The following is a 22,670-nucleotide window of genomic DNA, read 5'->3' on the forward strand; positions in this document are numbered from 1 at the left end:
TGGGAGGGTCAGGATTGGTGAGGTCTGCCGGCATTCCCTATTGCGGGTGGCCACCCACGCCCGCGGAACTCGCGGGCAGCTGGAACCTCGACCCCAACCTGCTCGCAGCACTCGGCCTCGCTGCCCTCGCCGGGGCGATGTTCGGCGGCGGACGCCGTCTCGCCTGGCTCGCCGGCATCGCTGTCCTCGCCATTGTCTTCGTCTCGCCGCTATGCGCGCTGGCCTCGGCCCTGTTTGCCGCGCGCGGCCTGCATCACCTGATCGTTGCCGCGATCGTGGCCCCGCTTCTGGCGATCGCCCTGCCCGCGCCGCGCGCGACCACCACCGTGCCTGCGCTGGCCATATCGAGCGCGGCACTCTGGCTCTGGCACTGGCCGGCGCTCTATACGGCCGCCTATTACGAGACGACGGTCTACTGGCTGATGCAGCTTGCCCTGCTCGCGAGCTTCGTCTGGTTCTGGCGCGCCGTGCTGTCGCTGCGCGTGCCGGCCATCCCCGCTCTGCTCGCCATCGGGGCCGGCGCCGGCCAGATGGGGCTGCTCGGCGCTCTCCTGACTCTGGCTCCTCGCCCGCTCTACGAGCCGCATGCGCTGGCGCCGCTGCTCTGGGGCCTCGATCCGTTGCAGGATCAGCAACTGGCCGGCCTGCTGATGTGGGTGCCGGCCTTCTTCGTCTATGGCGGCTTCGCCCTCCTTGCCGCGCGCCGGATCGACCGGACCGCCTTCGGATGATCACCGGGCTGAAATTTCTGCACATCGCCGCGCTCTCGGTCTGGTGCGCGGGCCTCCTGCTTCTGCCGATCCTGCTGGCGCGCGCCGACAATCCCGTCCGGCCGGGCGAAGCCGCGCGCATGCGCGTCTTCGCGCATTACGCCTATAATTTCTGCGTCAGTCCGGCGGCGGTGATCGCGACCACGGCCGGCGGCGCGCTGCTGTTCGGCCGCTGGCTGTTCGAGCCGTGGATGCTCCTGAAGCTGGCCGAGATCGGCGCGCTGGTCGTCCTGCACACCTATCTCGGACATTGCGTCACCCGCCTCGGCGAGGAGGGCTATGTCCGCCCCGTCGTGCCGCCGGCCGCCCTCCTCCTCGCCGGGCTGGCCGTGATGACCGCGATCCTCGTCACCGTCCTGGCCAAGCCGCATCTCGACGCTGCGATGATGCCCGATTGGCTGCGCCAGCCCCTCAACCGTCAGCTCCTGCTGTCGCCGGCGCCGAGCCGGTAATCGAAGACGAGCTTCCCGCCATGCCAGCCCGTCAGCCCCGTGAAGCCCGCGCAGAGCAGCGAGAGCAGCAAGCCGAAGGGCAGCACGGCCGCCTCGTAGCCGCCGAGCCGCAGGCCGTAATTGGCGCCGAGCATGGTCAGCAGCGCCACCGCGATGACGAAATGCGTCCAGCTCGGCGGGCGGGCCCGGATGCCGGGCACCAGCAACAGCTCCACCGTGCCCGAAATGCCGGCGAGCAGGCCGATCAGGAACGCCGCGCCGATCGCCCAGAGCGCGACGCGCGCCCAGAACACGTCGCCCGTCCACCAGTAGAACAGGTCGGCGCCGAGCGTGCAGAAGGTCAGCGAGACCGGGAAGGCGACCAGCATGGCGTGGATCGGATGGCCAGCGACCGCGACCCGGGTCTCGGTGTCGCTGAACACCGTGTCGGCGTGGAGCGGGTCGAGATCGTCCTCGCGGCGCTGCGGCGCCGTATCGCCGCTCACAAGCTCGCTCCCCTGCTGGCCGTGACGCTGATCGCCGGCGGCTGCTCGGGGCCGCTCTCGGCGCTCGATCCGGCAGGGCCGGCGGCGGCGAGCATCCTCACCCTGATGTCGGTGCTGCTCGGGCTGGCGGCTGTGTCCTTCGTCGTCATCTTCGGGATCTTCCTCCTGGCGTTGCGCCGCAATCGCAGCCGCGAGGCGTCTCTGCGCCTGTTCATGATCGGCGGGGGGCTGGCCTTCCCGCTCGTCCTGCTGACCGTCGCCACCGTCTATGCCGTTGTGCTCGGCGAGCGGATCGTCGGCGCCCGCACCGACGCCGACCTCACCGTCGAGGCGACGGCGCAGCAATGGCGCTGGCAGTTTACCCGCCAGACGGCGGGAGGTTCCGCCAGCCGAACCGGTATCCTCGACATCCCCGCCGGGCGGACCATCGAGGTGCGCGTGGCGAGCACCGACGTGATCCACAGCTTCTGGGTGCCGCGGCTCGGCGGAAAGATCGACGCCATCCCCGGCACGGTCAACCGCATCCTGATCCGGGCCGACGTGCCGGGGCGCTATGGCGGGGTCTGCGCCGAGTTCTGCGGCACCGGCCATACGGGCATGGATTTCACGGTGGTGGCCCACGACGCCGACGCCTGGGCGCGGATCGAAAACGGGGGCGAGCCATGAGCGCGCTGAAGCTGCATGGCGAGCTCGACGTGATCTGGCGGCCCGAGCGCGGCTGGCGCGGCGTGCTGACCAACGTCAACCACAGCGATCTCGGCATCCGCTTCATGGTCGCGGCCGGGGTCTACTTCGCCATCGGCGGGGTGCTGGCCATGCTGATCCGGGCGCAGCTGGCGACGCCGCGCTCGGCCTTCGTCGGGCCGGAGATCTACAACCAGCTGTTCACGATGCATGGCAGCCTGATGATGTTCATGTTCGCCATCCCCTTCTTCGAGGGGCTGGCGATGTACATGCTGCCGAAGCTGCTCGGCGCGCGCGATCTCGCCTTCCCGCGCCTCTCCGCCTTCGGCTGGTGGTGCTACCTCTTCGGCGGCTTCATCCTGCTCACGGCGATGGCGCTCGGCCTGGCGCCGGATGGCGGCTGGTTCATGTACACGCCGCTGGCCTCGAAGACCTACACGCCCGGCATCAATGCCGATGTCTGGCTGCTCGGCGTCACATTCGTCGAGGTCTCGGCCGTCTGCGCCTCGATCGAGATCACCGTCACCGTGCTGAAGCTGCGCGCGCCCGGCATGTCGCTCGGCCGCATGCCGATCTTCGCCTGGTACATCCTGGTGACGGCGCTGATGATGGTGGTCGGCTTTCCGCCTCTGATCCTGGCCTCGACGCTGCTGGAGATCGAGCGCGCCTTCGGCTGGCCGTTCTTCGATCCCGAGCGCGGCGGCAATCCGCTGCTCTGGCAGCACCTGTTCTGGCTGTTCGGCCATCCCGAGGTCTACATCATCTTCCTGCCGGCCGCCGGCGTGGTCTCGACCGTGCTGCCCGTGATGGTCCGCCAGGCGCTGCTCGGCTATGGCTGGGTTGTCGGCTCGATCCTGGTGCTGGGCTTCTTCAGCTTCGGATTGTGGGTGCACCACATGTTCGCGACCGGCATCCCACATCTGGCGCTGGCGCTGTTCTCGGCCGCCTCGGCGCTGGTCGCGGTGCCGACCGTCGTACAGCTCTTCGCCTGGCTCGCCACCATGTGGGCGGGCCGGCCGCAGATGCGCCTGCCGATGCTCTACATCGCCGGATTCTTCTTCAACTTCCTGCTCGGCGGGCTGACCGGCGTGATGCTGGCCATGGTGCCGTTCAACTGGCAGGTGCACGACACCGCCTTCGTCACCGCGCATCTGCACTATGTGCTGATCGGCGGCTTCATCTTCCCGATGCTGGCGGGGGTCTATTACTGGCTGCCGCGGCTCTCGGGACGGCGGACGCATCCGCTGCTCGGCAAGCTCGCCTTCTGGCTGATCTTCACAGGCTTCAACGCCACCTTCCTGGTGATGCATCTCACCGGCCTGCTCGGCATGCCGCGGCGCGTCTATGGCTATCCCGGGGGGCTGGGCTGGGACTGGCCGAACCTGATCTCCTCCGTCGGCTCCTTCGTGATGACCTTCGGCTTCGCCACGCTGGTGATCGACATCGGCCTGGCGCTCGCCTTCGGCCGGCGCTCGTCGCGCAATCCCTGGCGGGCGAGCACACTGGAATGGGCGCTGCCGATGCCGGCGCCGGCCTACAACCTCGCCAGCCTGCCGCATGTCACCTCGCGCGATCCGCTCGACCGCCGCCACGCGCTGGCGCAGAGCCTCGCCCGCGGCGAAGGCTATCTCGGGCGCAGCCGCGACGGTCTGCGCGAGACCATCGGCGTCGAGATGGCGAGCGGCGCCGCGAGCGAGATCGTCATCCTGCCGGGCAATTCCTGGCTGCCGGTCGTCACCGCGCTGGCGCTCGGTGGCTTCTTCCTTGCCTTGCTGTTCGGCGTCTACTGGCTGGCACCCGTCGCGCTGGTGATCGTCGGCGCGCTGGCCTGGCGCTGGGCGGTGACGCTGGGCGCCGACCGGGACCTCGGCGCTCTGCCGATCGGGCGCGGCGAGGCGGTGCCGCCGCATCACGAGGCGAAGGAGGCGCCCGGCTGGTGGGGCAGCATCTTCGCCTTGGTGACAGACGCCACCTTCTTCGCCTCGCTGCTGTTCGGCTACGCCTTCCTGGCGGCGATCGGACCGGGCTGGCCGCCGCCGCGGCTGGTGGAGCCCTCGCTCGGCGCAAGCGCGATCCTCGCGAGCGCGGCGCTGGTGGCCTTGCTGGCGGAGCGCGCCGGGTTCGCGGCCGCGGGGCGAGGCGAACGCGAGGCCGCGACACGGGCCTATCGCGTTGCCTGCGCTGCCCTGCTGGCCTGCGCCGGCGCGCTGCTCGTCTTCGGCCTGCTCGGCCTGCCCTCCCCGCGCCAGCACGCCTATGGCGCCGTGACCTGGGTGATGCTCGGCTACGGCCTCGTCCATGGCGCGATCGCGCTCGCTATGCTGGCCTTCGTCGCGCGCCGGATCGGCACCGGCTTCGTCTCGCCGGCGCGGATGCTGGAGCCGCGCGTCGTGCGGCTGTGGCTGCACTACACGCTCGCCGCGATGCTGCTGGTCCTCGTCGCGATCGCCCTGCCCGGAGCCGCATCATGGCGCTGGTGATGCGCCTGATGGTGGCGCTGCTGCTCTGGGCCGCCGGGTTCTCGGCGCTCTACGCCGTCCACGGCCTCGGTTGCGGGCTCGGCTGGGGCGACCGGCCGGCCCTGCCGCCCTTCACCCTCCTGAATCTCGTTCTGGTCCCGCTCTGGCTGCTGTTTCTCGCCCTGGCGCTGCTTCTGCTGCGGCGCGAGGCCCGCCGGCGCGATCTCGACAGCCGGCCGGCGATTCGCCGGGCGACACTCGCAGCCGGCTGGGCAGGCCTCCTCGGGCTCGTCTTCATGGGCGCACCGGTTCTGCTGCCGGCCCACTGCCTCTAGCCGCGAAAGCCCGCCGAAACGGGCGATGCGACACATCATCCCCCTACGGAACCATAGCGGCGCCGGTCGATTGGATTTCTCGACGGTTTCATTCGAGGAGGACGGCATGACCCGGCGCGCACGCTACAGGCCATACGAGCAGCCCACCGGCGGATGGGGCTCGGTCAAATCGCTGGCCAGGCATGCGACCCGGCAGCGCGCTCTGAGCACCGCGCCCGGCCTGCTCAAGGATCACAACAAGCCCGGCGGCTATGCCTGTACCAGCTGTGCCTGGGCCAAGCCCGGCGAACCGCATGCGGCGGAATTCTGCGAGAACGGCGCCAAGGCGACCTTCTGGGACAGGACGGCACGGCGGACGACGCCCGACTTCTTCGCGCAGCATACGGTCAGCGAGCTGCGCGGCTGGTCGGACTTCGCGCTGGAGGATGCCGGACGGCTGACGCATCCGATGCGCTACGACGCCGGCAGCGATCGCTATGTCGTAGTGTCCTGGGAGGAGGCCTTCGCCGATATCGGCAATCGGCTCAAGGGCTACGATCCGAAGCGGACGGTGTTCTACGCCTCTGGCCGGGCCTCGCTGGAAACCTCCTACATGTACCAGCTGTTCGCCCGGCTCTACGGTCACAACAACCTGCCCGACAGCTCCAACATGTGCCACGAGACCACCTCCGTGGCGCTGCCGCAGAGCATCGGCACCCCGGTCGGGACGGTGCTGCTCGAAGACTTCGCGAAATGCGACTGCATCCTCTCCTTCGGCCAGAATGTCGGGACCAACGCGCCGCGGCTGCTGCATTCGCTGCAGGAGGTGCGGGAGCGCGACGCGCCGATCGTCGTGTTCAACCCGCTGCGCGAGCGTGGCTGGGAGAGCTTCGTCAATCCGCAGCGTCCCGGCCAGATGCTGACCAACGCGCCGACCGAGCTGGCGACGCAATATCATCAGCTGCGCGCAGGCGGCGACATCGCCGCGATGCTCGGCATGGGCAAGGCGCTGCTCGCGCTCGACGAGGAAGCCAGGGCTGCCGGACGGGCGCGTGTGCTCGACGAGGCCTTCATCGCCGAGCACACGCAGGATTTCGCGGCGCTGGAAGCGAAGCTGCGCGCGGTGAGCTGGGCCGAGATCGTCGAGGCCTCCGGGCTGCCGCGCGCCGCGATCGAGGCGGCGGCCACCACCTTCGCCAAGGCGAACGCCGTGATCGCGATCTACGGCATGGGCCTGACCCAGCATCGCCACGGGGTCGAGAGCGTGCAGATGCTGGTCAACCTGCTGCTGATGCGCGGGCAGATCGGCAAGCCCGGCGCCGGCATCTGCCCGGTGCGCGGCCATTCCAACGTCCAGGGCCAGCGCACGGTCGGCATCGCCGAGAAGGTGGAGCTTGTGCCGCTCGACCGCATGGCCGAGCAGTTCGGTTTCACGCCGCCGCGCGAGGATGGGATGGCGACCGTCGACGCCTGCGAGGCGGTGGTCGCCGGCGAGGTCCAGGCCTTCATCGGGCTCGGCGGGAATTTCATCCGGGCAATTCCTGAGCGCGAGCTGATGGAGGCGAAATGGGGCGGCATCGACCTCTCCGTGCAGATTGCCACCAAGCTGAACCGCTGCCACCTCTTCACCGGCAAGACCAGCTATCTGCTGCCGACGCTGGTGCGCTCGGAGATCGACGAGCAGGCCGGCGGGCCGCAGATCGTCACCGTCGAGGATTCGACGACCTGCATCCACGCCTCGCGCGGCGTCTGGGCGCCGGCGGCCGACACGCTGCTCTCGGAACCGGCGATCGTGGCCGGGATGGCGAAGGCCACGCTGCCGCCCAATCCCAAGGTGCCCTGGGACGACTGGGTCGCCGATTACGGGCTGGTGCGCGACGCGATCGAGGCCACCTTCCCCGACCAGTTCAGCCGCTTCAACCAGCGGCTCGACATCCCCGGCGGCTTTCCGCGTCCTGTGGCCGCGCGCGACCGGATCTGGGAGACCGACAGCGGCAAGGCCAATTTCCTGGTGCCGAAGGCGCTGTCGGCGAGCTTCGACGACGGCAGCGACCCGACCGTGCTGCGCTTGATGACGCTGCGCTCCAACGACCAGTTCAACACCACCGTCTACGGCTATGACGACCGGCTGCGCGGCATCCACGGCTCGCGGATGATCGTGATGATGAATCGCGACGACCGCATCCGCTTCGGCATTCCCGAGAAGGGCCGCGTCAGGATGACCACCGCGGTCGATGACGGCATCCGGCGCAGCATGGGCGGGTTCGAGGTCATCGACTACGACGTGCCTGCCGGCACCTGCGCCGCCTATTTCCCCGAATGCAACGCGCTGATCCCGCTCTGGCACCATGCGCAGGAGAGCAAGACGCCCGCCGCAAAATCGGTCCCGATCCGGGTGGAGGCGGAATGAGCGACTCAGCGACCATGCCGGCACCGCCCGGGCTGCATGCCACCGTCTTCGCGGCGCTGGCCGAGAAGGCCGCGCTGCCGCTGCGCCCCATGCTGGTGCTCGGCGTGCTGGCCGGGCTCTATATCGGCTTCGGCGGCCTGTTCGCCACCATCGCGCTGACCGGGGCCGAGGCCCTGCCCCACGGCGTCGGACAGGTGATGGCGGGCCTCGTCTTCGCGACGGGGCTGGCGCTGGTGATGATCGCCGGTGCGGAACTCTTCACCGGCAACACGATGATGACCGGCGCCGTGCTCGCAGGGCAGATCCCTGCCGGGCAAGCAGCCAGGGCGCTTTCGCTGGTCTTCCTCGCCAATTTCGCCGGCGCGCTGTTGCTGGCCGTCCTGGTCTGGGGCGCCGGCGTGCACGACGCGGCCGAGGGCGCGGTCGGGCGTGCCGCGGTGGCGCTCGCGCAGGGCAAGATGGAGGCAGGCTTCCTCGCCACGCTGGCCAGCGGCATCCTCGCCAACATGCTGGTCTGCCTCGCCGTCTGGTCGGCCTATGCCGGACAGACCGTGACGCAGAAGCTCGCCGGGCTGACCTTGCCGGTCGCCGCCTTCGTCGCGGCCGGGCTCGAGCACTCCATCGCGAACATGTACCTGCTGCCCTATGGCTGGCTCGTCGCCGCGACCATGGACGGCGAGGCGCCGCTCGCGCTCTCCGGCATCGCCGGCAATCTCGTGCCGGCGACGATCGGCAACCTCATCGGCGGCTGCGTCGTGGCGATCGCCTATTGGCTGGCCTTCGCCGAACCGGACGAGAGCGGAGCGGAAGCGTGATGACGGCTATGCTTCATCCCGCTCCCGCCTGCCAGCCGGTCGCGAGCACGCGCTGGCGCTATGCCGACGAGGCCGTGCTGGCGCGCGATACCGAGGTCGCTGTCGAATGGCCGGTCAATATCCGCTACGGGCCGCTGCCCTATGCCGTGATGATGGCGACGCCGCTCGACCTGGAGGACTTCGTCACCGGCTTCAGCCTGACCGAAGGGGTGATCGAACGCCAGGACGACATCCGCGGCATCCGCATCGTGCCGGAGGCCGAGGCGACGACGGTCGAGGTGACGCTCGCTCCCGCCCGGTTGCGCGCGCATCTCGGCCGGCGCCGCAGCCTGGCGGGCCGGACATCCTGTGGCGCCTGCGGCGTCGAGGATGCGGCGCAACTGCCTCGCGCCGCCACGGCGCGTGCCATGCCGGTCGCGATCGATGCGGCCTCCGTCGCAGCCGGCGTCGCGGCGCTACGCGGCTGGCAGCCGCTGCACGCCCGGACCCGCTCTGTCCACGGCGCCGCCTGGTGCGACCTCACCGGGCGCATCCTGCTGGCACGAGAAGATGTCGGCCGGCACAACGCCCTCGACAAGCTCGCCGGCGCCGTGCTGCGGGCCAGGCTCGCCGCTGCGGACGGCTTCGTCGTGGTGACCAGCCGTGCCTCCTACGAGATGGTCGAGAAGACCGCGATCCTCGGCGCGCCTGCACTCGTCTCGGTCTCGGCGCCGACCTCCCTCGCGGTGACGCGGGCCAGGGCGAGCGGGCTCACCCTCGTCTCGGTCGCGCGCGACGAGGGCTGCGAGGTCTTTGCGGGCCGCCTGCGCGGCTGAGGAGCCCGCCGACGGCGCCTCAGTGGCCCGAGAGCGCCGCGCCGCCTGCCTTGTCGTGCACCGCGAGCCGATCGACCATCGTCGCGGTGGCCAGGTTCATGCCGACGATCTCGACCGGGATGGCGTGATGGCGAAACTTCAGCACGACACGGTCGAGCGCATTGATCGCCGTGATGTCCCAGAAATGCGCTTCGCCGAGATCGATCGCCACCTTCTCGAGCCCGTCCTCGCGGAAGTCGAAGGCGGCGTGGAAGGCTTCCGCCGTGGCGAAGAAGATCTGCCCGCCGACGCGATAGGTCCGCGTGCCGCCCTCGCGCGCGGATGTGACGGCGAAGAAGCGGGTGACCTTGTGGGCGAAGAACAGCCCGCTCAGCACCACGCCGAAGAGCACGCCCTTGGCGAGGTCATGGGTGGCGACGACGACCGCGACGGTGCCGAGCATGACGACGCTTGAGCTCTTCGGATGGATCAGCAGCGAGCGGATCGAGCGCCACTGGAAGGTGTTGATCGAGACCATGATCATCACCGCGACGAGCGCCGCCATTGGAATGCGCGCGACATAGGGACCGAGCACCACGATCAGGAAGAGCAGGAAGCCGCCGGCCCAGAAGGTCGAGAGGCGCCCGCGCCCGCCGGAGGAAACGTTGATGACCGACTGGCCGATCATCGCGCAGCCAGCCATGCCGCCGAAGCAGCCGGAGACGATGTTGGCGAGCCCCTGCCCGGCGCATTCGCGGTTCTTGTCGGAGGTGGTGTCGGTCATCTCGTCGACGATCGCCGCCGTCATCAGACTTTCGAGCAGGCCGACCATGGCGAGCGTCAGCGCATAGGGCGTGATAATCGCCAGCGTCTCCAGCGTCAGCGGGATTTGCGGCAGCGCGAAGACCGGCAATTCGCTCGGCAGCGCGCCCATGTCGCCGACGGTGCGGATATCGAAGCCGAAATAGATCGCGATGCCGGTCAGCAGCACGATGGTGACGAGCGGCGAGGGAATCGCGGTGGTCAGGCGCGGCAGCAGGTAAATGATGGCGAGCCCGGCGGCCGTCATCGCGTAAACGGTGGAACCGCGGCCGATCAGCTCCGGCATCTGCGCCAGGAAGATCAGGATCGCCAGCGCGTTGACGAAGCCGGTGACCACGGAGCGCGAGACGAAGCGCATCAGGTTGCCGAGCCTCAGCAGGCTGGCGACGATCTGGAACACGCCGGTCAGCAGCGTGGCGGCGAGCAGGTACTGCAGGCCGTGCTCCTTCACCAGCGTGGTCATCACCAGAGCCATGGCGCCGGTCGCGGCCGAGATCATGGCCGGGCGGCCGCCGGCGATGGCCGTGATCACCGCGATGCAGAAGGAGGCGTAAAGGCCGACCTTGGGGTCGACGCCGGCGATGATCGAGAAGGCGATGGCCTCGGGGATCAGCGCGAGCGCGACGACCGTCCCGGCGAGGAGTTCGCGCGTGACGTTGGGGGCCCATTCGGCCCGGAGACGAGAGAGGTTCATGGCACGGCATTCCTGGCCCTGACGGCGCAGCCGAGGGCGATCGATATCGGCCGCATGGGGCGGCAGCGAACGGAGGAAGAGGCCGGCGCCTAAGGCGGAGTCGGGCGCGTGCGGAAGAACCTGATGAGCGCGATCATGCGCCGATGCCTAGCAGAAGCCTGCCGCACCGCAATCTTCGCCGGCGCGCAGCCGGCATGCGTCGGGGCGGCCGGGCCTTCGCTCCGGCCGCCAAGCACCCGATCAGGCGCTGCGCACGCATTCCTGGATGAGCCGGGCGACCAGGGCCGGCGCCTCGACATGCGGCATGTGGCCGATGCCGGCGAGCTGATGGCGGGCCGCCTGCCCGGGCAGGCGCTCCTGATGCCGCGCTGGTACGATGCGGTCCTCGCGGCCCCAGATCACCCGCAGCGGACCCGGGAAGCGCTCGATGGCATCGGCGACCGACACGGCCTGCGCGCCATCGGGAAACAGCCGCCGCGCGATCGCCGCCTGCGCCGGCTCGACCGGCTGCTGCGCGCGCTCGCGCAATACGGCCTGCGCATAGCCGCGCGGCAGGCTGGCCCGGTCGGCGACGAGGCGCTCCAGCCAGGCCGTCAGCCCGTCCGACGTGCGAGCGGCGAGGAAGCCCGAGAGGAAGTCGCCGTCGATCTCCGGGCCGAGACCGGCCGGTGCGATCAGCGTCAGCGAGCGCACCCGCACCGAGAGATTGCCCGAGACAAGCGCTGCGACCGCGCCGCCGAGCGAATGGCCGACGAGATCGCATTCGCGCGCGCCCGTCGCCTCGATCTGGGACAGGATGCTGTCGGCCAGCGCGTCAAGCGACGGCTCGGCCAGAGCGGCCGCCCGGCCATGGCCGGGCAGTTCCGGCGTCAGGATCGGCTGGGCGCCGGCGAGGCGCGGGCGCACCGCGTTCCAGGCGGCGGCATTGGCGCCGAAGCCGTGGACGAGGACCAGCGGCACCGCCTGCGAGGCGACTGGCTGCGGCGCAAGCGCCGCCGGCGCGGCCACGGCCTCTGCCGCAGCGGGGATCGCTCCAGGATGAGCCCGTAGCGCCGCCTCGACGTCGCGGCTCTTGATGCGTCCGCCCGGCCCGGTTCCGGTCAGCGAAAACGGGTCGATGCCGGCCTGCCGGGCGATGCGGCGTGCCAGCGGCGAGATGCTGACCCGCGGAGCCGCAGGCTGCGCCGCGGGCGCGGCGGCGGGTGCGGGTGCGGCCGGCACGGCTTCCGCGACCGGCTGCGGCGCCGATGCGGGCGCGGCGACGCCGTCGCCGACCCGGCCCAGCACCGCGCCGATGCCGACCTCGGAGCCGACCGGGCTCAGGATCTCGAGGAGCACGCCATCGGCGCCCGCCTCGATCTCGGTGGCGGCCTTGGCGGTCTCGACCACGACGACGATGTCGCCGGCCTTCACCGTGTCGCCGAGCTTCGCCTCCCAGGAGACGACCGTGGCGCTCTCCATGTATTCGCCGGCGCCACCGGCGAGCGTGATGTCGTGGGCCATGCTGCGATCCTCAGGCCAGGGCCCGGCGCGCCGCCGCAGCGATCTTAGCGGCATCGGGCAGCACCGTCGTTTCGAGCGGCTCGCTATAGGGGATCGGGATGTCGTGCGTGGCGACGCGCTCGACCGGTGCGTCGAGCTCGTCGAAGGCCGTCTCCATGATGGTGGCGCTGAGCTCGGCCGCATAGCCGCAGAAACGCCAGCCCTCGTTGACCACCACGGCATGGTGCGTCTTGGCGATCGAGGCGCGGATCGTGTCGCGGTCGAGCGGGCGCAGGGTGCGCAGGTCGACGACCTCGGCCGAGATGCCCTCCTTCGCCAGCTCGTCTGCCGCCTTCAGGGCGTCGACCACCATCTTGGACGAGGCGATGATCGAGACGTCGCTGCCCTTGCGCGCGATGCGTGCCTTGCCGATCTCGACGAGATGGTCGCCGTCCGGCACCTCGTCGCGGCTGTTGTAGAGCAGCTTGTGCTCGAGAAAGACCACCGGATGGTCGTCGCGGATCGCCGCCTTGAGCAGGCCCTTCGCGTCGGCGGCCGTGGCGGGCGCCACCACCTTGATGCCCGGGATATGGGCGACCAGCGCGTCGAGGCTCTTGGAGTGCTGGGCGCCCGCCCCCGCGCCGCCGCCGCCCTGGGTGCGCAGCACGAAGGGCATCGTGACCTGCCCGTTCCAGATGTAATTGTAGATCGAGGCCTGGTTCATCAGCGCATCGACGCTGAGCGGCAGGAAGTCGGCATACATGATCTCGAGCACCGGGCGGGTGCCGGCCATTGCCGCCGTCACGGCCATGGCCGTCAGGGTCTGCTCGGAGATCGGCGTGTCGCGCACGCGCTCGGGGCCGAACTCCTCCATCAGGTCCTTCGAGACCTTGAACACGCCGCCATAGACCGCGATGTCCTCGCCCATCAGCCAAACGGTCGGGTCGCGCTGCATCTCCTCGCGCAGGGCCGCCCGCAGCGCCTCGGCATAACGCATCATCGCCATGATCAGGCTCCCGCCACGGTGTAGGGCGCGCTCGGCGCATGGTCGGCGAAGGTCGGCATCGGATCGGAGAGCGCACGCGCGATCGCGGTATCGACCTCCTCGCGCGCCGCGGCCATCACCGCGTCGAGGCGGTCTGCGGCGACGCTGTCGGCCAGCATGGCGCGGGCACGCAGGATCGGGTCGCGCTCGCGCCAGGCGGCGAGGTCCTCGTCCTTCTGGTAGCCGCCGACATCGCTCGTCGAGAAGCCGACCATGCGGTAGGTTTTCGCCTCGACCAGCGAGGGGCCCTCGCCCCGGCGGGCTCGGTCGACCGCGACGCCGACGGCACGGTGCACCGCCACCACATCGTTTCCGTCGACGATCTCGCCCGGCATGCCGTAGCCCGCCGCGCGGACGGAGAGATCGGGAACCGATGACTGCGTCGAGTGATGCGCGGTCAGCCCGTACTGGTTGTGCTCCAGCACGAAGACCACCGGCAGCTTCCACAAGGCGGCGATGTTCATCGATTCGTGGCAGATGCCGGTCTGCGCCGCCCCGTCGCCGAAGATGCACATGGCGACGCGCTGGCCGCCATCGGCCCGGTTCTTCATCTGGAGCGTCATCGCGAAGCCGGTCGCGGCGGGAATGCCGCCGCCGACGATGGCGTTGCCGCCGAGCAGCCCCTTGGCGGCGTCGGCGATCAGCATGTGCCCGGCCCGGCCGCCGCAGGCGCCGGTCTCGCGCCCGAGGATCTCGGCGACGATCGGATGCAGTCCGACACCCTTGCCGACATAGTGCGCATGCCCGCGATGGGTGCTGGTCAGCAGGTCCTCGTCGTCGAGCAGCGCGGCCGCGCCGATGCCGACCGCCTCCTGCCCGTCGCAGCGATGGATCGGCCCGCGCGTCTTGCCGGCCTTGTGCAGCTCGCCGAGGCGCTCTTCGAGATGGCGCACCGCCACCATGCGCCCCAGCATGTCGAGCTGCTCCTCGACAGTCGGTGAGTTTCTCATCGTCGAAGCCTTCTCCCTCGCCGCGCATCCCGTCCGGCGCGGGCCTCGCCAGGCGCCCGCGTCTTTCGCTGCGATGGCACCTAGCGCGCCCTTCACCAACGCGCTATAAGTGTCTACACAAGATAATGCAGTCTTGCAACGAAGCCTGGGGCCGCCCGGCTCGACCCGCCGCCGCAGGCCCGTTCGACGGGCCCGAGGCTGGCGCCGGCGACGACGGACGAACGCCGGCCGGGCGCCGGAACATGGAGACGGACGATGATCTTCGACCACCGCGTCTATACGGCCCGCCCGAACCGCCTGAACGAGTTCCTGAAGCTGTACGAGGATGTCGGCCTGCCTATGCAGCGCCAGTACCTCGGCGAGCCCTTCGGCTTCTTCCAGACCCATATCGGCGAGCTGAGCCGGGTCGTGCATCTGTGGAAATACGACAGCCTGGCCGACCGCGAGGCGCGTCGCGATGCGATGGAGGCCGATCCGAACTGGCAGGACTATCGCCGGCAGGTGGTGGCGGCCGATCCGCTGCTCGACATGCGCAACCAGATCCTGAAGCCGGTCTCGTTCTTCAATCCCAAGATCTGACCAGCCGCGCCGGACAGTCCCATGAAACTCGACCTCATCGTCGGCGAGGATCGCTGGCGCATCGCCTGCGATACGGCGCGCGCCCCGCGCACCTTCAAGGCCCTCGCGGCGACGCTTCCCACGCCGCTGCAACTGCACACGCCGAAGATCGCCGGCCAGCACATCTACTGGCATGCACCCTTCGTCGAAGACGCGGAAGGCGGTGTCGACGTGATGGAGGCGCAGCCCGGCGCCTTCCTGTACTGGCCGGCGCGGCAGTTCCTCGAGCTGATCTTCGCGCCTCTCCAGGCCGAGACGGCCGAGGTGACGCTGCTCGGCCATATCGAGGGCGGGCTTCCGGCGCTCCAGGCGCTGGGCGCGCGGCTGCGCGAGCAGCATGGCCGGCGGGCCTTCGACGGCAGCCTCGTGCCCGTCGATCCCGCCGACGCCACGGAGCCACCGGAGCCGCGCGTGCCCGCGGCGCTCGTCGCGCTGCGGCAGGCGGTCTGGGCCCGGTCACCGGCGGATCTCGAGCGGCTGCTCGCCTCGCGGGCGACCATGCACCCGTCCGGCCCGCTCTTCCTGGCCGAGTCGGAAGCGCGCATCCTGCACGAACTGCTGTGGTGGGTGCGCAGCGGGCTCTGCAGCGAGGACCCGGCGATTTCGCGCCGCATCGCCGCCGTCGCCTGCAACAAGGCGGCGACGCGCCTGCGCGACTTCTGCCATCTCGGCGACAGCGCGGCGACGCTCTTCGCGCTGGAGGCCGCCTTCGGCCATGCCGACATCCCGCTCGCGGCGCTCGTCGACGAAGCGATCCTCTGCGCCGGGCGCCTCGCCGCCTGGATCGACCTGTGCATCCCGTGGTCGGCGGTCAACGACGCCGTGCGCGGTGCGCTCGACGAGGCCGACGGGCGATGACCGGCGGCCTCGCCCCGCTGCCTGATGGCGGCTCGCTCGCCTATACGGTGCGCGGCGACGGCCCGCCGCTGGTGCTGATCTCGGGGCTCGGCGGCCTCGCCTCCTTCTGGGCAGCCTTCGGCGAGGTCTGCGCCGCGCATTTCACCGTGGTGACTTACGACCATCGCGGCGTCGGCGGCTCCTCGGCGCTGGCCGGAGACACCTCGATCGCGGCGATGCGGGACGACCTGCTCGCCCTGCTCGACCATCTCGGCATCGGCGCGACCGCCATGCTCGGGCATTCGACCGGCGGGGCCATCGCCCAGTCGGTCGCCCTCGCGGCGCCCGAGCGCCTGACGCGGCTCGTGCTTTCGGCGACCTTCGCGACGCCCTGCGCCTATATGCGCCGGCTCTTCGCCGGCCGGATCGAGCTGCTCGACCGGCTGGGTGCCGACGCCTATCGCCGCCATGCGGTAACGCTGCTCAACGCCCCCTACTGGCTCAACGCCAACGACGCGCTGGTGGAGCGCGAACTGGCTGCTGCCGCCGCTCGGGGCCGCCCGGGCGACGCCGCGGTGATCCGCGCGCGCATGCTGGCCGTCCTGGCTCATGACGCGCAGGCGCGGCTCGGCGAGATCGCCTGCCCGACCCGCGTGGTCGTCGCCGCCGACGACATCGTCACGCCCGCCTATCTGTCGGAACGCCTCGCCGCCGGCATCCAAGACGCGGAGTTCCGCCTGCTGCCATGCGGCGGGCACTACGCCATGCGGGCCGAGCCCGAACGCTACCGCGACGCGGTGCTGGACTTTCTACGCGGCGCGACCGCCGCAGATACGGGAAGATGACCATGGACAGGAATGGTGTGAGCGGACCGATCGGCGTCGTCGGCCTCGGTACGATCGGCCAGCGCTGGGCGGCGACCTTCGCGCATCACGGCTATGCGGTGTCCTGCTACGATCCGGACCCGGCGCGCTGGGAGGCGTTCCAGGCGATCCTGCCCGACCTGTCGGCCGATCTCGAGAAACTGGCGCCGGCGACGGCGGCGCGCGGCGCCATCCGCTTTTCGAGCGATCTCGGCGAGGCGATGGCGGGCGTCGGATTCGTACAGGAATCAGGGCCCGAGCGGCTGGAGCTGAAGCAGGAGCTGCTGGCCGCGATCGAGCGCCATGTCGGCGAGGCGGTGGTGATCGCCTCCTCCTCCTCGGCGCTGCTGGTCTCCGAGATGCAGGCGAAATGCGCCAGGCCGGAGCGCATCGTGCTCGCCCACCCCTTCAACCCCGTGCACCTGATGCCGCTGGTCGAGATCGTCGGCGGGCGCGACACGGCACCAGAGGTGGTCGAGCGCACGCGCGCCTTCTACGAGGCGCTCGGCAAGAAGCCGGCGGTGCTGCGCAAGGAGGTCACCGGCCATCTCGCCCTGCGCCTGATGGGCGCGATGTGGCGCGAGGCGATCTTCCTGGTCGAGAGCGGAGTCGCCAGCGCCGAGGATGTCGACCGCGCGTTCTGCTACGGTCCGGGGCCGAAATGGACCCTTCAGGGCTCCTTCATCTCGAACCATCTCAACGCAGAGGGAATCGAGTCCTTCCTGACCAAATACGGCAAGACCTATCAGGACATCTGGGACGATCTCGGCGACGCGACGCTCGACGCGCCGACGATCGACCGGGTCTCCGGCGAGGTCCGCACCGCGATCGGCCCGCGCACAGACAGCGAGTTGCGCGATGCGCGCGATGCCGGCCTGGTCGAATTGCTGCGCGTGATGACGCAGCGTGCCGCCCTCTGACGGGAGCCCGATCGATGACGAACCTTCTCGCCTATCGCACCGCCCTGGTCACCGGCGCCTCTCGCGGCATCGGCGCCGCGATCTGCCGCCGGCTGACCGGGCTCGGCCTCACCGTCTACGGCGTCGCCCGCAGCCGCGAGGCTCTGGCCGAGGTGGTCGACACGCTCGGCGTCGTGCCTGTGGTCGCCGATGTCCGCGACGCCGAGGCCGTCGTCGCCGGGCTCGGTGGCGCCGAGATCGACGTGCTGGTCAACAATGCCGGCATGGTCGCGACCGTGAAGCCGCTCTACGAGCAGAGCGCCGAGGAGATCGCCGAGACGATCGCGGTCAACCTGACCGCGCCGATGCTGCTGATGCGGGCGCTGCTCGGCGGCATGGTCGCCCGCAAGCGCGGTCATGTCGTCAACATCACCACGACGGCGGCCCGCGGCGTGCTGGCGGGCACCTCGGCCTATGGCGGCGCCAAGGCCGGCCTCGCCCATGCCTGCCGCTCGCTGCGCTACGACCTCGCCGGCAGCAATGTCCGGGTCACCGACCTGGCGCCGGGCCGCGTCGAGACCGAGATCTATCTGCGCGCCTTCGGCGGCGACCGCGACCGGCTGAACCAGACCATGTACGGCTCGGTGCGCGCGCTGCAGCCGGCCGATATCGCCGAGGCGATCGCAGCCGTGCTGATGCTGCCGCAGCATGTCGACGTCACCGAGATCGAGATCTCGCCGACCGACCAGGCGGTCGGCGGCCATGTCTTCAAGGCGCCGGAGGCCTGAGTCGATGCCTCAGCCGGGAGCGCGCCCGCTCCCGGCGGTCAGCTTGGCCAGCACGGCGTCGCAGGCACGCTCCCAGCCCTGCGGCACGCCGTCCTCGGACAGCACAGAAAGGCCGCGCTCGGTGATGCCGCCGGGCGTGACCAGGCTCGCGAGCAGCTCCTCGACCGGCTCGGGCCGTTCCGCCACCATCCGCCCCGCCGCGACGAAGGTCGTCGCCGCCAGTTGCCGCGCCGCCTGCTCCGACAGCCCCTGCGCTACCGACCAGTCGCGGCCGAGGCCGATCAGCATCTGTGCCCAGCCATAAATCGCGGCGCTCACCGTCGCGACCTCGAACTGCGCCTCGCCGGCGAGCGGGATCACCGGGCCGAGCCGCACCAGCAACGGCCTGAGCGCCGGCAGGTCGGGGTAGACCGTGGTCGGGCTCGCGCCGATGGAGGCGGCCGTCAGCGGCATGATCCGCACCGGCGCGGCCGGTGCGACGGCACTCCGCAGCGCGTCGAGCGGCACGCCGGCACAGGCGGAGACGAGGAGCTGCCCCGCGCGCCAGCCCAGCCCGGCGACGGCGGCGACCGCGTCGGTCGGGCGCGTCGCCAGCACGACGATGTCGGCACCTGCGACGACTGCGTCATTGTCGGCTGCCAGCGTGATGCCGTGACGTTCGGCCAGATCGCGGCCATGGCCGCGCGGCGAGAGGATCATCCGCTCCGCCGGGACGCCGCTGCGCAGCCATCCGGCGATCAATTCCTCCGCGAGATGGCCGACGCCGATGAAGCCGATCCGTGTCATGATGCATCCGTGAGTGCGTACACTGCTCGCGACAATCGCGATCCGTGGTTGATTTTTGGCTTCAGGCCGCTTTCAAGCTTGCGGCCTCGACAGGAAACCCGCTCCGGGCGATGGTCGAGCGGAGAGAACGGATGCCGAAGACCGTGAAGGCCACGACAGCCGAGACGCCCGCCAAGGCCGGCGCAGCCCCGCGCCGCGCCGCCGACAGCGCCGAGCGCGCCTACAAGGCGATCCGCCAGCAGCTGGTCGAATTCAAGATGCGCCCCGCCGAGCGAATCAACGAGGTGCACCTGGCGCAGATGCTCGACCTGTCGCGCACGCCGGTGCGGGAGGCGCTGAACCGGCTCGCCTCGGAAGGCTTCCTCGTCTTCACCCCCAATCGCGGCTTCCGCTTCCGCGGCCTCGACATCGACGACCTGCTCGACCTGTTCGAAGTGCGCGCCATCATCGAGACCGGCGCCTTCGTGCTGGCCTGCGAGCGCGCCGACGAGACCGGCATCGCCCGCCTCCAGCGCTTTTGGGAGGACGCGCATGTCCGCTACGAGAAGCGCGACGCTGACGAGATCCTCGAGCTCGACGAAGCCTTCCACGTCAAGCTGGCCGAGCTCGCCAACAATCCCGAGATCGTCCGCCAACTGATCGGCATCAACGCCCGCATCCGCTTCGTCCGCCGCGCGCAGATCGAGAACGCGCCGCAGCACTGGAGCCTGGTCGACGACCACACCCGCATCCTGGAGGCGATCACCCGCCGCGACGTCGAGGGCGGCACCGACATCCTGCGCCGCCACATCCTTTTGACATTCGCCGAGGCGCGCACGGCGCTGAAGGAGGCGCTGCTGAAGGTGTTCCTGCCGGACACAGATGCGCCGCGCCGCCGGCGCGCGAGAGCCCAGCGCGCCTAGAAAACAGCGCTTGTTCGAGGGCTGGCGGGGGGCGAGCACGGGGCCAGGGACCGCGCGAATCATGCTCATATCGTGCATGAGTCTACCCCTGTAATGAATTGATATAGAACGCCTATGTCCACTCGGAGGCGACCGCGCCTCGCGGTGGGTCAGCGGGCATCCACGACCCTCTTCACGGCCGCAGCCAAGATTTGTGCAAGGCCCGCGCAACTCGCCTCCGAAAGTGCCTGTACAACTGCATGCACTTATGACACGGTTCCATCCGTCGGGAAATCCCGCCCCGCATGGAAGCCTGCCTGATGCGCGATCACATTCTTGGGCTCGACCACATCGTCATCGCCGTCAGCGACCTCGCTGCGTCGGCCGAACGCTGGCGGAGCCTGGGATTCACGGTGTCGCCGCGCGGCCTCCACAGCGACTATCTCGGCACGGCCAACCACACGATCATGCTCGAGGACGATTATATCGAGCTGCTCGGCGTGCTGACGCCGACGCCCTTCAACGCACCGACGCGCGCCTTCCTCGACGACGGCGCCGGGCTGGAGCGGCTGGCGATGCGGACGGACGACGCGGCCGCCGGCCTCGCAGCGCTGCTGCGCGACGGCTTCGCCGAGAGCAGCGGCCCCTTCGAGTTCCGCCGCCCGGTCGATCTCGACGACGGGCGCACCGGCGAGGCGGGCTTCCGCATCTTCCAATGGCCGCTGACGCCCGCCCCCGGCGGCGCGCGCGTCTTCGCCTGCGAGCACCTGACCCGCGACACGGTCTGGCTGCCGAGCCTCGTCAGGCATCACAACGGCGCCCGGGCGCTGAAGCGCATCGAGATCGTCACCGCCGATCCGGCGGCCGAGGCCGCGCTCTGCGGCCGGCTGCTCGCCCTGCCCGCCCAGGCCTCCGGCGGCATCCACGCCGTCGCCATGGCGCCGCGCGGGGCCGATCTGCTCTTCCTCGACGCCGAGACCTTCGGCGCTCGCTGGGGCCTGACCGCGGACGACGCCATGCCGCGCTGTGGCGTGGTGATGGCGGTGGACGACGCGACATCGGCCGAAGGCTTCGCCGAGCGGGCGGCGCCGGGCGGCCTGCGCTGGGCGCGCGTCGACGGCGCGCTGCTCGGCTGGGAGGCCGGTGGCTGACGCGACGGCCGGGGAAATTCACAAGCAAACCACGATCCTGGAGGGGACCATGACGACAACGAAGATGACGAGGCGACAGCTGCTGGCCAGCGCCGGTGCGATGGCTCTGGCGACGGCGCTGCCGGGTGCGGCCCTCGCCCAGCAGGAGCCGCGCCGCGGCGGCACGATCACCGTGCACATGCCGCAGGAGCAGCGCATCCTGAATCCCGCACTGCGGGCTTCGACCGGCGTCTACGTGATCGCGTCCAAGATCATGGAACCGCTGGTGGATCTCGACGAGAAGGGCGAGCTCGTCCCGATGCTCGCGACCTCCTGGGAAGGCTCGCCGGACGGCAAGACCATCACCATCAAGCTGCGCGAGGGCGTGAAGTGGCATGACGGCAAGCCCTTCACCTCGGCCGACGTGCAGTACACCGCGATGGAGCTGTGGAAGAAGCACCTGAACTACGGCACCGCGCTGCATTCGGCGCTGGAGGCGGTCGACACGCCGGACGCCCACACAGCGATCTTCCGCTATGGCCGCCCGATGCCGATGGACCTGTTCATGGGCGCGGCGCCGGACCTCGGCTACATCGCGCCGAAGCATGTCTACGAGGGCACCAACATCCTCGACAACCCGGCCAACGTCGCCCCGATCGGCACCGGCCCGTTCAAGTTCGCGCAATACGAGCGCGGCCAGTACGTGATCGCCGAGCGCAATCCCGACTACTGGCGCAAGGGCTTCCCCTATCTCGACAAGATCGTCTGGCGCTTCATCACCGACAAGGCCGCGGCGGCCGCCGCCATCGAGGCCGGCCAGGTCCATATGAGCAACTATTCCTCGCTGCCGCTGGCCGATATCGACCGGCTCGCCAAGGATCCGCGCTTCGAGGTCTCGTCGCGCGGCAATGAGCGCCAGCCCTTCCAGAACACGATCGAGTTCAACCTGCGCCGCAAGGAACTCTCGGACGTGCGGGTCCGCCGCGCGATCATTCACGCGGTCGACACCGACTTCTTCATCGAGAACTTCCTGTACGGAAACGGCAAGCGCGCCCACGGGCCGATCCCGTCGGTCTCGACCAATTTCTACAAGCCTGGCGCGCCGGACTATCCGTTCGACGTCAAGAAGGCCAATGCCCTGCTCGACGAGGCCGGCTTCAAGCGCGGCGCCGGCGGCATCCGCTTCTCGCTCAAGATGCTGAGCCCGCCCTTCGGCGAGGACATCCCGCTCTGGTCGACCTTCATCCAGCAGTCGCTGCAGCAGGTCGGCATCAAGGTCGAGGTGCAGCGCCCCGATGCGGCGAGCTATCTCGCGGCGGTCTATCGCGACTGGGACTACGATCTCTCGACCGGCTGGCACATCTACCGTGCCGACCCGGCGATCAGCACCATGGTCTGGTACCGCTCGGGCAGCCCGAAGGGCACCGCCTTCACCAACCAGTGGGGCTGGGTCGACCCGAAGGCCGACAAGATGATGGACGACGCGGCCTTCGAGATCGATCCCGCCAAGCGTAAGGCGGCCTATCCGGAGATCGTCAAGCTCCTCAACACCGAGGTGCCGCTGTGGATGGCGACGGAGCGCCAGTTCATCTCCGTCACCAGCAAGAAGCTGAAGAACCACCACAACAATCCGCGCTGGCCGTCGAGCCATTGGGCCGATCTCTGGATCGAGCCCTGATCGCCAGGCGGACA

At 70.0% G+C, this 22,670-nt stretch carries 22 protein-coding genes; 16 read left to right on the plus strand and 6 right to left on the minus strand.

Translation table 11 applies throughout. The annotated features are described in order from the left end of the window. The first annotated feature begins 17 nt into the window (after positions 1-17). Both ABE438_RS04795 and ABE438_RS04800 read left to right on the plus strand, forming a co-directional pair. A complete protein-coding gene (locus tag ABE438_RS04795) occupies positions 18-731 on the plus strand; it encodes a cytochrome c oxidase assembly protein (protein ID WP_346501470.1) in 714 nt (237 codons plus the stop codon). Beyond that, complete coding sequence (locus ABE438_RS04800) at positions 728-1,222, plus strand: CopD family protein (RefSeq protein ID WP_346501390.1); 495 nt, start codon at positions 728-730, stop codon at positions 1,220-1,222. The genes ABE438_RS04795 and ABE438_RS04800 overlap by 4 nt, the downstream gene beginning before the upstream one ends. Here ABE438_RS04800 and ABE438_RS04805 read toward each other — a convergent pair. After that, positions 1,189-1,707 carry a DUF2231 domain-containing protein gene (locus ABE438_RS04805; protein ID WP_465248551.1) on the minus strand — a complete coding sequence of 173 codons (519 nt, stop codon included), beginning with the start codon at positions 1,705-1,707 and terminating at the stop codon, positions 1,189-1,191. The genes ABE438_RS04800 and ABE438_RS04805 overlap by 34 nt on opposite strands. 21 nt (positions 1,708-1,728) lie before the next feature. On the opposite strand from ABE438_RS04805, the gene ABE438_RS04810 reads away from it, so the two are divergent. From ABE438_RS04810 to fdhD, 6 genes are all read left to right on the plus strand, one after another. After that, the gene (locus ABE438_RS04810; RefSeq protein ID WP_346501391.1) at positions 1,729-2,373 is read left to right on the plus strand and encodes a cytochrome c oxidase subunit II; all 645 of its coding nucleotides are present in this window, start codon (positions 1,729-1,731) and stop codon (positions 2,371-2,373) included. Beyond that, the gene (gene ctaD, locus ABE438_RS04815) at positions 2,370-4,871 is read left to right on the plus strand and encodes a cytochrome c oxidase subunit I (RefSeq protein WP_346501392.1); all 2,502 of its coding nucleotides are present in this window, start codon (positions 2,370-2,372) and stop codon (positions 4,869-4,871) included. The genes ABE438_RS04810 and ctaD overlap by 4 nt, the downstream gene beginning before the upstream one ends. Further along, the gene (locus tag ABE438_RS04820) at positions 4,859-5,185 is read left to right on the plus strand and encodes a hypothetical protein (protein ID WP_346501393.1); all 327 of its coding nucleotides are present in this window, start codon (positions 4,859-4,861) and stop codon (positions 5,183-5,185) included. The genes ctaD and ABE438_RS04820 overlap by 13 nt, the downstream gene beginning before the upstream one ends. Before the next feature lie 106 nt (positions 5,186-5,291). Beyond that, the gene (locus tag ABE438_RS04825; RefSeq protein WP_346501394.1) at positions 5,292-7,574 is read left to right on the plus strand and encodes an FdhF/YdeP family oxidoreductase; all 2,283 of its coding nucleotides are present in this window, start codon (positions 5,292-5,294) and stop codon (positions 7,572-7,574) included. Then, entirely contained in the window at positions 7,571-8,389 is an 819-nt protein-coding gene (locus tag ABE438_RS04830; RefSeq protein ID WP_346501395.1) for a formate/nitrite transporter family protein, read from the plus strand. The genes ABE438_RS04825 and ABE438_RS04830 overlap by 4 nt, the downstream gene beginning before the upstream one ends. After that, complete coding sequence (gene fdhD, locus ABE438_RS04835; RefSeq protein WP_346501396.1) at positions 8,389-9,204, plus strand: formate dehydrogenase accessory sulfurtransferase FdhD; 816 nt, start codon at positions 8,389-8,391, stop codon at positions 9,202-9,204. Before ABE438_RS04830 ends, fdhD begins: the two co-directional genes overlap by 1 nt. A 19-nt stretch (positions 9,205-9,223) precedes the next feature. Here the strand turns inward: fdhD and ABE438_RS04840 are convergent, their stop codons facing one another. From ABE438_RS04840 to ABE438_RS04855, 4 genes are all read right to left on the minus strand, one after another. Further along, positions 9,224-10,699 carry a SulP family inorganic anion transporter gene (locus ABE438_RS04840; RefSeq protein ID WP_346501397.1) on the minus strand — a complete coding sequence of 492 codons (1,476 nt, stop codon included), beginning with the start codon at positions 10,697-10,699 and terminating at the stop codon, positions 9,224-9,226. A gap of 240 nt (positions 10,700-10,939) precedes the next feature. Continuing rightward, positions 10,940-12,202 (minus strand): acetoin dehydrogenase dihydrolipoyllysine-residue acetyltransferase subunit, encoded by a 1,263-nt coding sequence (locus ABE438_RS04845; RefSeq protein ID WP_346501398.1) that lies wholly within the window; start codon positions 12,200-12,202, stop codon positions 10,940-10,942. A 10-nt stretch (positions 12,203-12,212) separates the two neighbouring features. Continuing rightward, positions 12,213-13,187, minus strand: coding sequence for an alpha-ketoacid dehydrogenase subunit beta (locus ABE438_RS04850; protein WP_346501399.1), 975 nt, complete (start codon positions 13,185-13,187; stop codon positions 12,213-12,215). A gap of 2 nt (positions 13,188-13,189) precedes the next feature. After that, positions 13,190-14,176, minus strand: coding sequence for a thiamine pyrophosphate-dependent dehydrogenase E1 component subunit alpha (locus tag ABE438_RS04855; RefSeq protein WP_346501400.1), 987 nt, complete (start codon positions 14,174-14,176; stop codon positions 13,190-13,192). Positions 14,177-14,431: 255 nt separating this feature from the next. Between ABE438_RS04855 and ABE438_RS04860 the strand changes: the two genes are divergently transcribed. From ABE438_RS04860 to ABE438_RS04880, 5 genes are read left to right on the plus strand one after another with little or no spacing between them, the layout of a single operon-like run. Further along, complete coding sequence (locus ABE438_RS04860) at positions 14,432-14,755, plus strand: NIPSNAP family protein (protein ID WP_346501401.1); 324 nt, start codon at positions 14,432-14,434, stop codon at positions 14,753-14,755. Positions 14,756-14,776: 21 nt separating this feature from the next. After that, on the plus strand, positions 14,777-15,652 hold the full coding sequence (locus tag ABE438_RS04865; RefSeq protein WP_346501402.1) for a hypothetical protein: 876 nt from the start codon (positions 14,777-14,779) through the stop codon (positions 15,650-15,652). After that, on the plus strand, positions 15,649-16,476 hold the full coding sequence (locus ABE438_RS04870; RefSeq protein WP_346501403.1) for an alpha/beta fold hydrolase: 828 nt from the start codon (positions 15,649-15,651) through the stop codon (positions 16,474-16,476). The genes ABE438_RS04865 and ABE438_RS04870 overlap by 4 nt, the downstream gene beginning before the upstream one ends. 2 nt (positions 16,477-16,478) lie before the next feature. Continuing rightward, positions 16,479-17,414, plus strand: a complete 936-nt coding sequence (locus tag ABE438_RS04875; protein ID WP_346501404.1) for a 3-hydroxyacyl-CoA dehydrogenase NAD-binding domain-containing protein — start codon at positions 16,479-16,481, stop codon at positions 17,412-17,414. A 14-nt stretch (positions 17,415-17,428) separates the two neighbouring features. Next, on the plus strand, positions 17,429-18,181 hold the full coding sequence (locus ABE438_RS04880; protein WP_346501405.1) for an SDR family oxidoreductase: 753 nt from the start codon (positions 17,429-17,431) through the stop codon (positions 18,179-18,181). 9 nt (positions 18,182-18,190) lie between these two features. Here the strand turns inward: ABE438_RS04880 and ABE438_RS04885 are convergent, their stop codons facing one another. Continuing rightward, positions 18,191-18,967 (minus strand): pyrroline-5-carboxylate reductase family protein, encoded by a 777-nt coding sequence (locus ABE438_RS04885; RefSeq protein ID WP_346501406.1) that lies wholly within the window; start codon positions 18,965-18,967, stop codon positions 18,191-18,193. Between the two features lie 131 nt (positions 18,968-19,098). Between ABE438_RS04885 and ABE438_RS04890 the strand changes: the two genes are divergently transcribed. From ABE438_RS04890 to ABE438_RS04900, 3 genes are all read left to right on the plus strand, one after another. After that, complete coding sequence (locus ABE438_RS04890) at positions 19,099-19,869, plus strand: GntR family transcriptional regulator (RefSeq protein ID WP_346501407.1); 771 nt, start codon at positions 19,099-19,101, stop codon at positions 19,867-19,869. A 299-nt stretch (positions 19,870-20,168) separates the two neighbouring features. Continuing rightward, positions 20,169-20,999 carry a VOC family protein gene (locus ABE438_RS04895; protein WP_346501408.1) on the plus strand — a complete coding sequence of 277 codons (831 nt, stop codon included), beginning with the start codon at positions 20,169-20,171 and terminating at the stop codon, positions 20,997-20,999. A 49-nt stretch (positions 21,000-21,048) separates the two neighbouring features. Next, positions 21,049-22,656, plus strand: a complete 1,608-nt coding sequence (locus ABE438_RS04900) for an ABC transporter substrate-binding protein (protein WP_346501409.1) — start codon at positions 21,049-21,051, stop codon at positions 22,654-22,656. Positions 22,657-22,670 lie beyond the last annotated feature (14 nt).

The organism is Allobosea sp. TWI1241, from assembly GCF_039673065.1.
Lineage (GTDB): Bacteria > Pseudomonadota > Alphaproteobacteria > Rhizobiales > Beijerinckiaceae > Allobosea.

Coding starts and splice junctions, on each gene's coding strand:
- ABE438_RS04800 (WP_346501390.1), top strand. CDS start 728: ATGATCACCGGGCTGAAATTTCTGCACATCGCCGCGCTCTCGGTCTGG.
- ctaD (WP_346501392.1), top strand. CDS start 2,370: ATGAGCGCGCTGAAGCTGCATGGCGAGCTCGACGTGATCTGGCGGCCC.
- ABE438_RS04820 (WP_346501393.1), top strand. CDS start 4,859: ATGGCGCTGGTGATGCGCCTGATGGTGGCGCTGCTGCTCTGGGCCGCC.
- ABE438_RS04825 (WP_346501394.1), top strand. CDS start 5,292: ATGACCCGGCGCGCACGCTACAGGCCATACGAGCAGCCCACCGGCGGA.
- ABE438_RS04830 (WP_346501395.1), top strand. CDS start 7,571: ATGAGCGACTCAGCGACCATGCCGGCACCGCCCGGGCTGCATGCCACC.
- fdhD (WP_346501396.1), top strand. CDS start 8,389: ATGACGGCTATGCTTCATCCCGCTCCCGCCTGCCAGCCGGTCGCGAGC.
- ABE438_RS04840 (WP_346501397.1), bottom strand. CDS start 10,699: ATGAACCTCTCTCGTCTCCGGGCCGAATGGGCCCCCAACGTCACGCGC.
- ABE438_RS04845 (WP_346501398.1), bottom strand. CDS start 12,202: ATGGCCCACGACATCACGCTCGCCGGTGGCGCCGGCGAATACATGGAG.
- ABE438_RS04850 (WP_346501399.1), bottom strand. CDS start 13,187: ATGGCGATGATGCGTTATGCCGAGGCGCTGCGGGCGGCCCTGCGCGAG.
- ABE438_RS04855 (WP_346501400.1), bottom strand. CDS start 14,176: ATGAGAAACTCACCGACTGTCGAGGAGCAGCTCGACATGCTGGGGCGC.
- ABE438_RS04860 (WP_346501401.1), top strand. CDS start 14,432: ATGATCTTCGACCACCGCGTCTATACGGCCCGCCCGAACCGCCTGAAC.
- ABE438_RS04865 (WP_346501402.1), top strand. CDS start 14,777: ATGAAACTCGACCTCATCGTCGGCGAGGATCGCTGGCGCATCGCCTGC.
- ABE438_RS04870 (WP_346501403.1), top strand. CDS start 15,649: ATGACCGGCGGCCTCGCCCCGCTGCCTGATGGCGGCTCGCTCGCCTAT.
- ABE438_RS04875 (WP_346501404.1), top strand. CDS start 16,479: ATGGACAGGAATGGTGTGAGCGGACCGATCGGCGTCGTCGGCCTCGGT.
- ABE438_RS04880 (WP_346501405.1), top strand. CDS start 17,429: ATGACGAACCTTCTCGCCTATCGCACCGCCCTGGTCACCGGCGCCTCT.
- ABE438_RS04885 (WP_346501406.1), bottom strand. CDS start 18,967: ATGACACGGATCGGCTTCATCGGCGTCGGCCATCTCGCGGAGGAATTG.
- ABE438_RS04890 (WP_346501407.1), top strand. CDS start 19,099: ATGCCGAAGACCGTGAAGGCCACGACAGCCGAGACGCCCGCCAAGGCC.
- ABE438_RS04895 (WP_346501408.1), top strand. CDS start 20,169: ATGCGCGATCACATTCTTGGGCTCGACCACATCGTCATCGCCGTCAGC.
- ABE438_RS04900 (WP_346501409.1), top strand. CDS start 21,049: ATGACGACAACGAAGATGACGAGGCGACAGCTGCTGGCCAGCGCCGGT.